The following is a 15,004-nucleotide window of genomic DNA, read 5'->3' on the forward strand; positions in this document are numbered from 1 at the left end:
CCTGTGACAAAGGCCTGACAAACTCACAGGTCCCTCACTCGCCCTTCAGATGTCGCACCAACCGCTCGAAGTCGCTCCACCCCGAAAGGTCCGAAGGATCCCCCGGGAACGGGTAGTACAGCGCCGGGCGCGCCTTCGGTCCCAGTGTGACCGGCTGCACTGACAGTGGCGTGCGCCGGGCGCGGTCGCCCGGCATCGCCCGCACCTCTTCGGAGCCCAGCACGAAGGCCAGCGGCACGCCGGGCCCCTCGAAGCGGGCCGGCACCGCCAGGTCACGGCGTGCTTTGCGGAGCTGTACGAGCATCGACCGCAGGGGGTGACGGGTGGCGAGCACCTCCGCCAGCCTCGGCAGCACGTCCAATGGGGGCTCCTCGTGGGCCCCGTAGCCGAACGCGAGCGTGACGTCCTCCTCCACGCCCGCCTTCGTGCGGGTCACCCGGACCCCGGCGACACCGGGCCGCTCGGGGCTGCCGACGACCACGAACCAGCTCGGCTCGGGTGAGCGCGCGTGGGCGACGTCGGTCAACCGGGCCGGGGACCACGGCAGGTTGGCGGGCTCGGCCGTCGACCAGCCGGCCGGCGCCTCGCCGGTGAGCTCGCGCCACACCGTCTCCAGCGCGCCGCCGAGCACCAGCCGGTCGTCGGCGGGGTGGACGGTCCTGAAGGAGACGGCCAGTTGGCGTTCGCCGGCGCCCTGGAAGTGGCCGGGTGCGATCTCCCGGAACGAGGCCGCCACCGGGGTGCGCGGATCGTCCTCGGTCGCGTCCGGGTGCACGACCGTCGAGAACATGCCCTCCTGCCAGCGCAGCACGGCGCCCGAGCGGCCGTCGTAGTAGCCGTCCCGTTCGTCCTGCACGACCCAGCGCGAGGGCCAGCCGGGCAGGGCGTCGCGTACGGCCGGGGTGAGGGTGCTGCCGGCCGGGGTGACGATCTGGAGTCCGCGCCCCGAGGCGGCCGCGGCCCGGAAGGCGTCCGAGAGCCAGGCCGTCATCGCGACCACGGGCCGGTCCATGATGACGACGGCGACCTTGTCGGTCAGCACGTCGACGGCGGGTTGGGCGGCGGCCGGCGCGGGGGCGAGGCCCACGCCCTCGGAGGGGACCACGGCCACGGAGAGCGCGGCCTCCGGCGGCCAGGCCGTGCCGCCGGTCAGCGCGGCGACCCGGGCGGCGAAGGTGCCGGCCAGCCGCTCGGCCTCCGCGACGCCGGTGGTGGCGCGGGCCTCGGTCCACCAGAACGGAACCGGCGGCTCCACGGCTCCGAACAGCCGCGCGGCCTCACCGGGGACCTGTACGAGCATGGGCGCCTCGACGGCGACCAGCGGCCGGCCCCCCGGATCGCAGAGCTGCACGACGGCGCCCTCGCCGGTGGTGTCCACCAGCTTGTCCGGGCCGCCGGAGAGCAGTCCGGCGAGCACGCTCCAGGCGTCGGGCATCCGCGGGGTGAGGGCTATGACGTCCTTGGTCATGGGGTCGTACGGTCCTTAGTGGTCTGTCGGATTCGTCACTCGGGCGTGTACACGGTCTGGATCAGGCGGTGGTTCTGTCCCCGTCGGACGAGCACACCGCGCCCGGCGGGCTGCTGCGAGGCGTACACCCCGGGGAAGAGCTGGCCCTCGCTGCGGTCGCCCGCCATCACCACGGCCGAGGCACCCGATTCGCGCAGCCCCTGCACCAGCGGCTCGTACATGCCGCGCGAGGCGCCGGCGACGCGGCGGGTCAGCACGAAGTGCAGACCGATGTCGACCGCCGAGGGGATGTACGGCAGGAAGGGCGCGAGCGGCGACTGTCCGGCGGTGGTGAGCACGTCGTAGTCGTCGACGAGGACCACGATCCGGGGGCCGCCGCCCCAGTTGCCGGGTTCCAGGTCGTCCAGGGGGGCGCTGTCGTCGGGCATCCGCCGCTCCAGCTCGGTGGCGATGCCGGCGGCCAGTCCCGCGCACATCTTGGCGTTGTACGCGTAGCCCCCGTTGAACTCCTCGGGGATCGCCCCGCGCAGGGCGCGGCGCGGGTCCATGACGGCGAAGACCAGTTCCTCCTCGCCGTACCGCTCGATGAGTCCGGCCGCGATGGTCTTCAGCAGGTTCGTCTTGCCGCATTCGCTGTCGCCCATGACCAGGAGGTGCTGGTCGTGCGCGAAGAGGTCCAGCAGGACGGGCGCCAGTGCCGTCTGGTCGAGGCCGATCGGCACCCGACGGGGTTCGGCGGCGGGTCCCGGCAGCAGGTGCGGCTCCAGGACGTGCGGCAGCACCCGTACCGGCTGCGCGGCCTCCCCGCTCCAGGTGGCGCGCACCTGGCGGGCCGTGCGTTCCAGTACGGCGCCCAGCTCGGCCTGGTCGGCCAGGCCGTCCGTGCGGGGCAGCGCGACCTGTGCGAACAGCTTGCCGTCGGTGAGGACCCGGCCGGGCTCGTCGGGCGAGAGGGTCTCGGCGAGCTTGCGCTCGATGCTGGACTCGCCCGGGTCGTTGAGGCGCAGCTCGACCCGGGTGCCGAAGTTCGACTGGGTGGCGATGCGGACGTCGTTCCAGCGGAGCATGCCCGCGACGACGTGGATGCCGTAGCCGCCGCCGCGCTTGAGGATGTCCACGACGGCGTCGTCGAGTTCCTCGAAGTCGTCGCGCAGCGCGCCGAATCCGTCGATGACGAGGACGATCTCGGCGGAGGCCAGCTGCGGCAGCCGGCCCGCCGCGTGCAGGGTGCGCAACTGCTCGACGGAGTCGATGCCGTGGTCGCGGAAGAGGTCCTCGCGGGTGGTGAGCATGTTCCGTACCTCTTCGACGGTACGGGCCGCGCGCTCGCGGTCGGCGCGGCCGGCGATGCCGCCGACGTGGGGCAGACCGGACAGGGCCTGGAGCCCGCCGCCGACCAGGTCGAGCCCGTACACGCCGACCTCGCGCGGGGTGTGGGTCAGCGCGAGGGAGAGGACGAGGGTGCGCAGCAGGGTGGTCTTGCCGGACTGCGGTCCGCCGATGACGGCGGCGTGGCCGCCCGCGACGGTCAGGTCGAGGTACCACTCGCCCTGCCACTGCTTCGTCGGGTCGTCGAGGAGGCCGAGCGGCACGGTGAGCCGCCCGCGCCGCTTGGCGAGCTGCATTCCGCGCGGGCCGGCGTCCAGCGGGCCCGCGACCGTGTCCAGCGCGATCGCGGTGGGCAGCGGCGGCAGCCAGATCCGGCGCACGGGGGCGGCGGCGTGCTCCAGTTGTCCGACGATGACGCCCATCTCGGTGGGGCCGGTCTCGCGGCGCCGGGCGGAGGGCTCCTGCGGGCCCTGGTTCTCCAGGTCGGCGAGGGTGTTGAACGCCTCGTACTCCAGGGCGAGGGGGCCGGTGTCCTCCTCCTCGTTCCGCCGGACGGGACCGCGGTAGCCGCCGGACACGTAGCTCGCCTTGAAGCGCTCGTAGTGGCTGGTGTCGACCTTGAGGTAGCCGAAGCCGGGCAGCGGGGGGAGGTGGAAGGCGTCGGTGGTGTCCAGGACCGTGCGGGACTCGTCTGCGGAGAAGGTGCGCAGGCCGAGCCGGTAGGAGAGGTAGGTGTCCAGGCCCCGGAGCTTGCCGCCCTCGATGCGTTGGCTGGACAGCAGCAGGTGTACGCCGATGGAGCGGCCGATCCGACCGATGGACAGGAAGAGGTCGATGAAGTCGGGTTTGGCGGTGAGCAGTTCACCGAACTCGTCGATGACGACGAACAGGTGCGGCAGCGGTTCCAGGTCGGGTCGCCGGTCGGCGCGCAGCGCGGCGTAGTCACCGATGTCGGCGACGTTGCCCGCGTCCTTGAGGACCTGCTGGCGGCGCTTGACCTCGCCGGCGAGGGAGGCGTGGACGCGCTCGACGAGACCGGCCTGGTTCTCCAGGTTGGTGATGACGCCGGCGACGTGCGGCAGCTCCGCGAACGGGGCGAAGGTCGCGCCGCCCTTGTAGTCGACGAGGACCAGCGCGAGGTCCTCCGGCGGGTGCGTGGCGACCAGGGCGAGCACGAGGGTGCGCAGCAGTTCGGACTTGCCGGATCCGGTGGCGCCGACGCACAGCCCGTGCGGGCCCATGCCCAGCTCGGAGGACTCCTTCAGGTCGAGCAGGACCGGTTCGCGGGAGTCGCTGACGCCGATGGGCACGCGCAGGAAGGCGCGCTCGCCGCGCGGCGCCCACAGCCGGTCGAGGTCGAGGCGGGCCACGTCGTCGATGCCGAGCAGGTCGGCGAAGTCGACGGGTCCGGACAGCGGGGCGTCGATCAGGGACTCGGCGGACAGCCGCAGCGGGGCGAGCATCCGGGCCAGGCCCTCGGCGAAGGGGATGCCGACCTCGTCCACGGTGCCGTGGGCGCTGATCGGCTCCTCCTGGCGCAGGTCCTCTATGAGGACCCGGTCTCCCTCGACGGTGATCCGTACGCCGACGTGGCCGGGCTCCTGGATCCGCTGGTCGAGCAGGTGCAGGACGGTGACGCCCATCTCCCGCAGGCCGACGGCCTCGTCGGGGCGCGGCAGTTCGACGGCGTCCTCGCCGTGTCCGTCGGCGACGACGAGCAGCCGGGAGGTCATCGACAGGGCGTCCTTGCCGGACAGACCGCGACGGACCTCCGCGGCGTAGGAGGCGCGGCGGCGCAGTTCGGGGCCGAGACGGCGGGCGAGCTGCGACGCCGAGGGCGCGATCCGGCGGGCGGCCACGGGGCCGTCGAGCTGCTCGGAGTCGAGCAGGTGCGGCATCCACTTGGCCCATTCCCAGTCGTCGAGCCGGTCGCCGGGCACGGCCAGGGCGATGGCGACGTCGTCGGGCGCGTGGGCGGCGGCGGTCTGCACCATCAGGGCGCGGGCGACGCGCAGGCAGTCCTCTCGGGGACCTATGACGGTGACGTTGCCGACGCGGTCGAGGGGGACGGTGAGGGGGAGTTCGGTGCCGTTGCGGAACCGGGTGGTCAGGGCCGAGGCCTCGTTGAGCATGAAGAGGTCGGGCGGGGTGAGGACGGTGGAGCCCTGGTCCGCGATCCGCAGGTCGCGCACGGGCATCTCGCCGGTCCCGACGCGCACGCGCAGGAAGTCGGCGTCGACGCGGCGGCGCTCCCACAGCCGGGCCGGGTCGCGCACGATGTCGTAGAGCGCGTGGGGCGGCGGGTTGAGCACGTCGGCGCGCTCGCCCCGTTCGCGTTCCTCGGTGGCGAGTTCCTCGCGGAGGTCCTCCAGGTAGGCGAGGTACGCCTCGCGCTGGGTCCGGCGGGTGCGTTGGGCCTTGCCGCGCTGGGAGAAGACGAGCCCGACGGAACCGATGACGGTGACGACGAGGATGAGCGCGCCGAGGGCGGCGAACTGGCTGTTGCGCACGACCGTCATCATCACGACGGACGACATGACGCCTGCCACCGGCAGCAAGGACATCGCGATGTTGCCCGCCTTGCCCTCGGGCAGGTTGGGCGGTGCCTCTATGACGCGTGCCTCGGAGGCGGCGGGCGGCCTGACCGTCCGGGCCGGGCGGTGGATCAGTCGGGTGCTCATCTTCGTCGTCCGTCGTCGTCCGTCAGTGGCGCTTCTGGGAAAGCTGGAACGCGTCCGCCGCGATGCGGGTGGCGGCCGTCCTGGTCGCCTGGGCGAGCAGGTCGGTGCGGATCGCGCCGCCGTCCGCGAGGTGGCGGTCGTAGGGCAGGACGTGGACGCTCGTCCCGGTGGACCGGAGCGTGCGCACCGCCTCGTCGGTGTCGATGCCCGAGTGCGGGGCCTGCTCGGTGAGGACGACGACGGTGCCGCCGATCACGTGCGGGGGCAGGCCCTGCATCCACTGGAGCACCGCGTGCGTGCTGGCGACGCCGTCGAGGGTCGCGGGGGTGGTGAGGACGCAGGCCTGGGAGGCGGTCAGCGCGACGCGGGCCACCTCCGCGGGGAGCGTCTCGCAGTCGACGACCGTGACGCCGAAGTAGCGGCGCAGGGCGACCATGGCGCGTTCGTAGGAGCGGATGTCCAGCATGGCGCCGATCTGGCCCTGGCTGCCGGGCAGCAGCCAGGCGTTGTCGCGGAGCTGGACGAGGTAGCCGGTGATGTCGAGCAGCGACATCTGTGGTTGGACGATGTCGGCGACGTCCCCGGTGGTCCAGCGCAGCGATTCGGCGCCGAGCCGGATGGGCAGCGAACCGAGGGCGGGGTCGGCTTCGACGAAGAGGACGGGGTCCTGGCGGTAGTGGGCGTACGTGGTGCCCAGCAGGGCGGCCACGGTGGACTTGCCGGCGCCGCCGCGGATGGAGGTGACGGCGATCTGGCGGCCGGTGGTCACGGGCTGCTGGAGCGATTCCGCGGTGCGGGAGAGCTCGGCGACCTCGCGGGCCACGGATGAGGAAACGGTTCGCCAGATCGCCCGGGCGGCCCGGGCCGTGAACGGCTCGCCGCTGCGCGGCTTGCGGCTCGCCGCGGCGAGACCCGGATCGACCGCGGGGCGCGAGTCGGGGGTACGGGTGGCACGGGCGCCGGCGGGCGCGGAGTGGGCGGGGCCGTGCGCGGGGTGGGCGGTGCCTTGCGCGGGGCCGGGGGCCGGGTGGGCGGGGCCCTGTGCGGGGCCGTGCGCGGGGGCGGGGCCGTGCGGCCGCCGGGCGGGCGGCGGGACCTGCGGGCCGGGGTACGACGGGCCCGCGTGCGGCGCCGGGGCCACGGGCGGCGCGGCGGGCGCCGGCGCCGGGGCGTGCGGGGCGGCGGGCGCCGGGGCCGCGTGCGGCTCATGCGCCGGCGGACCGGCGGGACGCGCGGGATCCTGGCCCGGGCCGGGAGGCGCGGGCGGGGTGGCGCCCTGCCCGGCGGGCCCGGGGCCGCCCTGCGGGGCGGGCTGCCGGCCACCGCCCCTCAGGTCCCGCAGGACGTCGCCCTGCCAGTTGTCTCCGTTTGACATGTCTGCCCCTGCCCTCTTCTTCCGACCCGCTGCCCCACGCGGAGCACCCGCGCGTGGACCTCAGAACTTGTCGAGCAACTGCCCGTAGATGCCGAACACCCCGACGGCCAGCGGGAACAGCCCCACCACCCCGACGGACTCGACGAAGTCGGCCGTGCGTCGCAGCCGTACCTGCACGTGGTCCGGCGGCTGCATCGCGAGCCCGAGCAGCGGCAGCAGCGCGGCCACGCACAGTACGGCGAGGGCTCCCGCCCCGCCGCCGTGATCGATCCACAGCACCACGAGGCGTACGAGGAGCAGCCCCGCCGCCGCGATCAGCGCCACGACCTCGGCGACCAGCGGGAAGGCCCGTGCCCTCGACAGGAGCACCACGGCGACGAGCGACGGCAGCACGACGGTCCACACGTTCGGGTCACCGGCCCGCGTGAGCAACCAGCCGGCCGCCGCGGCGGAGACGGCCGTCGCGATCGTCGCGAGGGCGAGGCCCCGGTGGGTGGCGGCGAGCGCGTTGCCCACCTGGTGCCGGCTCACGGAGGTTCCGCCGGAGCGCCGGTCGTCGAGCGCGGTCAGTCCCGCGGCCATCAGCGCGAGGCGGGGCAGCAGACCGAGCAGGACGACGGAGAACAGGGCCATGACCGCGCCGAGCCGAGCCGGGTCGTCCTGGACGGAGGCGACCACCTCCCACACGCCGGTGATCGTGGCGATGGCGGCGGCGCCCATGAATCCGCCGCGACCGAGCGGGGAGAACCAGCCGAGCATGACGAGGGTCAGGACGAGCGCGGCCGCGACGGCGGCCAGTCGTGCGGTTCCCGCCCACTGGTGGGCGTCGGCGGCCGTCCACGCCGTGAGGATGCCGAGTCCTCCGGAGGCGAGCAGCAGGGCCGTGGCCAGGCCCCGGTTCCCGTTCCCGACGCGGGCGCCGAGGGCGCCGGCGGCGAGCAGGAGGAGGGTCACGACGAGCAGGGCGCCGGCCAGGGCGTCGAGCGCGAACTCGCGGCGGGCGAGCAGGGCGGCGGTCACCGCGAAGGCGATGGTCGCCACTCCCGCGCTGCCCCTGCGGGCGGCGGGGCGCCAGCGCCAGGCCCGCAGGTCGAGGTCGTCGGCCACCAGGTCGACCACGTCGTGCACGACGGGGGCGGGCGGCGCGGAGTGGGTCCTGACCAGCCGCAGGACCGCGCCGTCGGCTATGCCGGCGCCGGCCAGCGTGCTGTCCTGCGGCAGGGCCGAACCGTCCGACGTCACCAACTGGCGTGTCATGGGCCGCGAGGCGGCACGGTCGTCGAGCAACTGCAGGATGTCCGGAAGCAGCTGCCCGATGGGGGTGTCCGAAGGGAGGACCATGTCGGCCCGGCGTCGCTCGCCGACCAGGGTCACCCGGGACAGTTGCGCTCGGGAAGTCGTTGCTGTGCTCACCACTTGCGGGAACCTATCATCGCGGCGTTGCGGCCCTTCGGGGTCAAGGTTTCTACGAATGGGTGGGCTTGGGCGACTTCGCCGGCGACGGCGGCGGCGACGTGCGGGCCTTGGACGGGCGGGGCGACTTCGACGGGCCCGCCGTCCCGGCCGGGGTCCCGGACTTCGAGGGCTTCGTGGTCGACGGTCTGGCCGCGGGCCCGGAGGCGTGCGCGGACGCCGCCTTGCCGGCCGTCTTCGACGGGGCCGACGCCTGCGCGGGGGTCGGGGTCGCCGACGGCTGCGCGTACGGCTGCACGAGTCCCTGCTGTTGCTGCTTCTGTTGCTGCTGTTCGGCCTTCTGTTTCGCCAGCGTCGCCTGGATGAAGGACCATCCGACGCATCCCGCGCACAGGACGGCCGCGATGGCGATGCCCGCGAACACCTTCCCGAGCCGTTCGTCCGCCGTGCGTCGCGCCCGCCCCGCACCGAACAGCAGCGCGTCGCGCATCCGGCGCCGGCGTACCGCCACCGACTCCAGCAGTTGACTGTCGTAGTCCCGTGCCATGTGCCGTCCGTCGCCTCCCCCGCTGTTTTGCCTGTGCAACATAGAACATCCGGCGGGTTCGGGCACACCCCGGGGGCGTCGCGCGGTCGCGGTCAAGGTCACGGCCCGGAGAGCCGGGCGACCAGTTCGGCCAGATCCACGCAGGCCTGCTCGATCTTGCGGCGGACGTTCTGCTGCTCGGTGACCATCGCCGACAGGAGCAGGGCCGTCAGGGCGGCCGAGCCGTTGAGCGCCATCAGGTTGACCATGATCTCGAAGAGGCTGTGGTCCTCGAAGGGGCCCGCCCGATCGGTGGCCGCCGCGATGGCCAGGACGGAGATCAGCAGCGAGCAGGGCGCCGCTCCCGGCAGCTGGAAGCGCACGGCGGCCCAGATCAGCAGCGGGAAGACCAGGAAGAGCAGCGAGAGCGAGCTGCGGGTGGCCGCCAGGGTGGCCGCCACCGCCGTGACCGCCAGCGCCGCCCCCTCGGCCGCCCGGTAGAGGTCGGAGGTGAGCCGGAACCGTGGCAGGACCAGCAGCACCGGGGTCACGACCAGCACGCCCATCGCGTCGCCGGCCCACCAGGACGACCAGACCGGCCAGAAGCCGCTCGCCGGCAGGCTGCCGCTCAGCGCCAGTACTCCGGCGCCGACGGTGGCGCTGATCAGCATCGGCAGCAGCCCGCCGAGGAAGACCAGCGCCAGGCCGTCCCGGAGGCGGTCCATCTCGGTCCGGAAGCCGACCCGGCGGAGCAACGCGTACGCGCACAGCGGCGCGAGGGTGTTCCCGGCGACGATGGCGAGGCCGACCGGCTCGAACGGGCCGAGGGTCTGCATGACGCAGAAGGTCCCCAGCGCGATCCCCGGCCAGATCCGGGGCCCCAGCCACAGCAGCGCGGCGACCGCGATGCCGGTGGGCAGCCACAGGGGCGTGACCTGGGCGCCCGCGAGGACCACGCGCTGGAGCAGGCCGACGCGTCCGCCCAGGTAATAGGCGAGGGCGACGGCGAGGATGGACATCAGCAGGTACGGGAGGCCTCGGCGTTGCCATCGCTCGGTGTGCACCCCATGTATGAGACAACGGCCGGTGGCTCCCGGCGGCGCCTGACACGCGCTACTCGGCCCCCGGTGGTGCGTCGTGGCGCAGGACGAGGACCGCCGCGTCGTCCGCGTGGCCGGTGGAGTCGGCCACTTTCATCACCTCGGCGGCCAACTCCTCGGGGTCCGCGCCCGCCCCGTCCCGGACCACCCGGAGCACTTGCGCCAGCCCCGTCTCGATGGGGAACGAGGGGCCCTCGACCACCCCGTCGGTGAGCAGGACGTACGCGCCCGCCCGTCGGAGCCGGCGGCGGGTGACGGGGTACTCGGAGCCGGCGAGGACGCCCAGCGGGAGTCCGCCCTCGTCCTCGTCCGTCCCGCAGTCGCCGTCGACCGTGGCCCAGACCGCCGGGACGTGCCCGGCACGGGCGCCGTCGATCTCCCAGGTGCTCGGGTCGAAGCGCAGGAAGGTGCAGGTGGCGAAGAGCTCCTGGTTGACCGAGATCAGCAGGTCATTGGCCCGGCTGAGCACGTCGCCCGGGTCCTCGGCGGCCGCGGCGACCGCGCGGAGCGCGATGCGGATCTGCCCCATGAAGGCCGCCGCCTCCACGTCGTGGCCCTGGACGTCCCCGATGGAGAAGCCGAGCGAGCCGTCGGTGAGCGGGAAGCCGTCGTACCAGTCGCCACCGATGTCCAGGCCCTGCCGGGCGGGCGCGTAGCGGGCCGCGGTCCGCAGTCCGGGGGCGTCGGGCAGCGAGGGCGGCAACATCTCGCGTTGCAGCGCCTCGGCCAGCTGCACCCGGGCCCGCTGGAGCTCGGCGCCTTCCCGGGCCTGGGCCGTGAGCCGTCCGAGGGTGGCCAGGAGGTCGTCGGCGCTCGCCTGCCGAGGGGCGCGACGCGGGGCCATGGGCGTCTGGACCTCTCTCCGTGGGCGACCGAGCGGTACGCCCATCGTATTTGCGTGTCCCGATCCCCGCCCGGGGACGCCCTGCGGTTGCCGCCGGTCCCGGGAGCGGGTAGAGGGCGGGGCGGCCGGAGGACGGAGGGGGCGGAGGACGGCGCTACGCCGCGGCGGCCGGCGCGAGGGCGGCGGCCAGTGCCTCCCTCGACGGGTTGCCCGTGAAGGTGGCCCCGTCCGGGAAGCGCAGGTACGGGATGCCGGGCAGGGCCTCGGCGCGGACCTCGACCAGCGCGGCCCGGACGGCGTCGGCTCCCCCCTCGCTCCAGGCGACCCCCGCGTCGGCGGCGAGCCGGCGCAGGACGGCCGGGTCGGCGATGTTCAGGCCGTCGCTGTGGTGGGCCCGCAAGAGCCGCTCGACGACGGCCTCGGCCCGGCCCTGCTCGGCGGCGACGGCGATCAGGCGGTGTGCCTCGAAGGTGTGGGAGAAGACGGCGCCCTCGTGGTGGAACTCCAGTCCCTCGGCGGCGGCCAGCGCCGTGATCCGGGCGATCGCCGGGCCGACGTCGGCGCCGAACGCCCGCCGCAGCACCTCCGTCTTCGGCTCGCCCTCGACGGTGGCCCCGGGTGCCAACTGGTAGGGGCGGAAGACCAGGTCGACCGTGCCGCCGGCGGCGCGGACCCGGGCGGCCTCGCCGGTGAGGCGGGCGAAGGCGAAGTACGACCAGACGCAGGGGATGTCGAGGGTGAATTCGATCTTCATCGGGGGCCTCCGCGTACGGTGGGTGGACGAGCTGACGGCTCGACCGTAGGAGCACCGGGACGGCCCGGGCATCTGTCGGGTGACGGGGATCCGAGGGGGACGTCCGATGCTGCTGGGCCGGGGTGGGGAACGGGCCGTCGTCGAACGGCTGCTGGCCGGTGCGCGCGACGGCCGCAGCGGGGTGCTCGTGGTGCGGGGCGAGGCCGGCATCGGCAAGACGGCCCTGTTGGACGGGGTGCTCGCCGAGGCGGGCGACGACATACGGGTGTTGCGCGGGACGGGCATCGAGTTCGAGAGCGCCCTGCCGTACGCGGGGCTGCACCTGCTGCTGCGTTCCGTGCTCGACCGGGCGGACGCGCTGCCCGCCGCGCAGGCCGACGCGCTGCGGACGGCCCTGGGGACCGGCGCGGGCGCCCCGGCCGGCGGCGACCGGTTCCTGGTCGGCCTCGCGGTGCTGACGCTGCTCGCCGAACTGGCCGAGGAGCGCCCGCTGTTCTGCCTCGTGGACGATGCCCAGTGGCTGGACCCGGCCTCCGCCGAGGCCCTGGTGTTCGCCGCCCGCAGACTGCACGCCGAGCGGATCGCCCTGGTGTTCTGCGCGCGGGACCCGCACACGCCCGAGTTCCGGCCGGCCGGGCTCGACGAGCTGCGGCTGCGGCGCCTCGACGGGGCGACCGCCGCCGACCTGTTGGCCCTGTACGCCGCCGACCTCGGGCAGCACGAGCGGCAGGACGTGCTGCGGGAGGCCGAGGGGAACCCGCTCGCGCTGCTGGAGCTGACCACGGCGCGGCGCGAGGGGCACGGGTCCCCGTACGGGGGTCCGCGCGGCCGGATCGAGCAGAGCTTCGCCACCCGCATCGCCGCGCTGCCGGAGCCGACCGGGACGCTGCTGCTGGTGGCGGCCGCGGCCGACGAGGGCGACGCCGGGACGGTCTTCGAGGCCGCCGGCCGGCTGGGCGCGGGCCTCGCCGACCTGGCGCCCGCCGAACAGCACGGCCTGGTACGGCTCGACGGGGCCCGGCTGGTCTTCCGGCATCCGCTGATCCGGTCGGCGGCGTACCGGTCCGTCCCGGCGGCCCGTCGGCTCGCCGCGCACCGCGCCCTGGCGGAGTCCAGCGAGGGCCACCGGGCGGCCTGGCACCTCGCGGCAGCCGCGACGGCCCCCGACGAGGAGGTCGCCGCGGCGCTGGAGCGCGGCGGGGAGCAGGTCCGCGCCCGGGGCGGGCACGCCGCGCTGGCCGGGGTGTACGAGCGGGCCGCGGAACTGAGCCCGGATCCCGCCGAGCGCGGACGCCGGCTCGGTGCGGCGGCGCAGGCCGCCCTGCACGCGGGCCAGTTGGACCGGGCGTGCGCGCTGGCCGCGACCGCCCGCGTCGCACCGGGCGGAGCGCGGGCGGACTCCCGGCTCGCGTCGATCGTCGCGGAGATCGCCGACGAGCGGGGCGACCTGGCCCGGGCGCACACCCTGCTGTTGGAGGCGGCGCCCCCGGTCGCCGCCGAGGACCCGGAGGGCGCGGGACGCATGCTGTTCCTCGCCGTGGGCAGCGCCTGGGTCGGCGGGGACCCGCGGGGCGTGGCACGGGCGACCGAGGCGGCGGCGGTGGCCGGGGTGCCGAACCTGGCGGAGATCCGGGCGCTGGCCCGGCTGTCGTCACCCGAGGCGGGGGTGCGGACGGACGCGCTGCGGTTCCTGCGCGACGCCTCGGCGCGTCCGGCGGGGGAACTCGGGGACCTGCGCGAGGCGTTGCGTTCCGCGTGCTGGCCCGGGTTCCTGGGAGACCACCGGGCCGCCTGCGAGCGGGCCGCCGCCGTCGAGCGGGAGTGCCGGGCGCAGGGCGCGATCGGGGTGCTGCCGCGCGCCCTGCTGGAGGTGTGCCAGGCCCAACTGCGGCTCGGGCGGCACCGGGACGCGCTGGCCGGCGGTACGGAGGGGCTGCGGATCGCCGCCGACACCGGGCAGGCCCGGACGGCCGCGCAGCTCGCGGGAACGCTCGCCGGCCTGGCGGCGGTCCGGGGCGACGAGGCGTGGTTCCGGGAGCTGGCGGACACCGCCGCAACGGTCGACCTGCCCGACGTACGCCACCGGATGGCGTCGGCGGGCATCCTGCTCGACCTGGGGCTCGGCCGGCACGAGGCGGCCGCGGACCGGGCCGCCGCGGCGCCCGCCGGGGCGGCGTGCACGTGTTGCGGCCGGGACGCCGACGAGGTGGAGGCGGCCCTTCGGGCGGGCCGGCCGGACGCCGCCCGGGCGGCGTGGGAGCGTCTGCGGGAGCTGTCCCGGCAGTTGGAGCGGCCCGGGATCCGCGCGGTGGAGGTACGGTGCGAGGCCCTGCTGACCGAGGACGCCGAGGAGTTGTTCCGGCGCGCCCTGGTCCTGCACGGCGAAGGGGACACGGACCGCTTCGAGGAGGCCCGCACGGCCCTGTTGTACGGGGAGTGGCTGCGCCGGGTGCGGCGCCCGGTGGACTCCCGGGGCCCGCTGCGGGCCGCCGGGGAGTCCTTCACGCGGCTGGGCGCGACCCCTTGGGCGCGGCGCGCCGCCGGGGAGCTGCGCGCCGCGGGCGAGGGGCGGTCGGAGCAGCCCGCCGCCGGGTCCGACCTGGACCGGCTGACGCCGCAGGAGTTGCAGGTGGTGCGGCTCGCGGCGACCGGTCTGACCAACCGGGACATCGGGGCCCAGTTGTTCCTCAGTCCACGGACGGTCGGGTACCACTTGTACAACGCGTACCCGAAGCTGGGCGTGACCTCGCGGATGGAGCTGACCCGGCTGGACCTGGCGGTCTGAAAACGCCCGGCGGGGGCGGGGTCCGGCGCGCGGGATCCGCCCGCGCCGGCGTGGGGGCCGCTCCCGTCACGACCCCGGTCACCGGAACCCGGTCACTCGACAGAGGACCCGCCGGGCCGCCCGCTCGTAGGTTCGGGGCATGGAAAACAACCTGCGTCTCGCCCTCGTCATCGGCTCCACCCGCGAAGGCCGCTTCGGCCCCACCGTCGCGGACTGGTTCGCCCCGATCGCCCGCCGGCACGCCGACTTCGACGTGGACGTCATCGACGTCGCCGCGCTGGAGCTGCCCGACGTCCACCCCGACTGGGGCAGTGAGCCCTCCCCGGCGCTGGCCGCGCTGCGGGCCCGGGTCGAAGCGGCCGACGCCTACGTCGTCCTCACCCCGGAGTACAACCACAGCTACCCCGCCCACCTCAAGCACTTCATCGACCTGCACCACTCCGAGTGGAGGGCCAAGCCCGTCGGCTTCGTGTCGTACGGCGGCCAGGCCGGCGGTCTGCGCGCCGTCGAGCACCTGCGTCAGATCTTCGCCGAACTGCACTGCGTGAGCGTCCGGGACGTCGTCAGCTTCCACTCCGCCTGGGACCACTTCGGCGAGGACGGTCGGGCCGACGACCCCGCGGGCGCCGCCGGCGCGGCCAAGGTCCTGCTCGACCAGCTCGCCTGGTGGGGGCGGACCCTGCGCGAGGGCCGCGCGGCCCGCCCGTACGGCAACTGACGGAACCGGAA

Annotated in this window: 9 protein-coding genes and 1 pseudogene; 2 read left to right on the forward strand and 8 right to left on the reverse strand. The window is 75.0% G+C overall.

The features are described from left to right. Nucleotides 1-34 precede the first annotated feature (34 nt). From ACIRO3_RS14795 to ACIRO3_RS14830, 8 genes and pseudogenes are all read right to left on the reverse strand, one after another. A complete protein-coding gene (locus tag ACIRO3_RS14795; protein ID WP_404136423.1) occupies nt 35-1,468 on the reverse strand; it encodes a DUF6177 family protein in 1,434 nt (477 codons plus the stop codon). A 35-nt stretch (nt 1,469-1,503) separates the two neighbouring features. Beyond that, the gene (gene eccCa / locus ACIRO3_RS14800) at nt 1,504-5,478 is read right to left on the reverse strand and encodes a type VII secretion protein EccCa (protein ID WP_404136425.1); all 3,975 of its coding nucleotides are present in this window, start codon (nt 5,476-5,478) and stop codon (nt 1,504-1,506) included. 22 nt (nt 5,479-5,500) lie between these two features. Further along, nucleotides 5,501-6,853, reverse strand: a complete 1,353-nt coding sequence (locus tag ACIRO3_RS14805) for a MinD/ParA family protein (RefSeq protein WP_404136428.1) — start codon at nt 6,851-6,853, stop codon at nt 5,501-5,503. A gap of 60 nt (nt 6,854-6,913) precedes the next feature. Next, nucleotides 6,914-8,269: a type VII secretion integral membrane protein EccD gene (gene eccD / locus ACIRO3_RS14810; protein ID WP_361770401.1), complete on the reverse strand. Its 1,356-nt coding sequence runs from the start codon at nt 8,267-8,269 to the stop codon at nt 6,914-6,916. A 229-nt stretch (nt 8,270-8,498) separates the two neighbouring features. Next, nucleotides 8,499-8,813, reverse strand: a pseudogene (locus tag ACIRO3_RS14815) (hypothetical protein); the annotation flags it as partial. A gap of 98 nt (nt 8,814-8,911) precedes the next feature. Beyond that, a complete protein-coding gene (locus tag ACIRO3_RS14820) occupies nt 8,912-9,811 on the reverse strand; it encodes an MASE1 domain-containing protein (RefSeq protein WP_404137150.1) in 900 nt (299 codons plus the stop codon). A 94-nt stretch (nt 9,812-9,905) separates the two neighbouring features. Next, nucleotides 9,906-10,736: a PP2C family protein-serine/threonine phosphatase gene (locus ACIRO3_RS14825; RefSeq protein ID WP_361770404.1), complete on the reverse strand. Its 831-nt coding sequence runs from the start codon at nt 10,734-10,736 to the stop codon at nt 9,906-9,908. 154 nt (nt 10,737-10,890) lie between these two features. Next, on the reverse strand, nt 10,891-11,490 hold the full coding sequence (locus tag ACIRO3_RS14830; protein WP_404136431.1) for a DsbA family protein: 600 nt from the start codon (nt 11,488-11,490) through the stop codon (nt 10,891-10,893). 106 nt (nt 11,491-11,596) lie between these two features. Between ACIRO3_RS14830 and ACIRO3_RS14835 the strand changes: the two genes are divergently transcribed. Together ACIRO3_RS14835 and ACIRO3_RS14840 are read left to right on the forward strand one after the other, a co-directional pair. Then, nucleotides 11,597-14,275: an AAA family ATPase gene (locus tag ACIRO3_RS14835; RefSeq protein WP_404136434.1), complete on the forward strand. Its 2,679-nt coding sequence runs from the start codon at nt 11,597-11,599 to the stop codon at nt 14,273-14,275. Nucleotides 14,276-14,414: 139 nt separating this feature from the next. Then, nucleotides 14,415-14,993 carry an NAD(P)H-dependent oxidoreductase gene (locus ACIRO3_RS14840; protein ID WP_361770413.1) on the forward strand — a complete coding sequence of 193 codons (579 nt, stop codon included), beginning with the start codon at nt 14,415-14,417 and terminating at the stop codon, nt 14,991-14,993. Nucleotides 14,994-15,004 lie beyond the last annotated feature (11 nt).

The sequence above is a fragment of the Streptomyces sp. NPDC102278 genome (assembly GCF_044766345.1).
Lineage (GTDB): Bacteria > Actinomycetota > Actinomycetes > Streptomycetales > Streptomycetaceae > Streptomyces.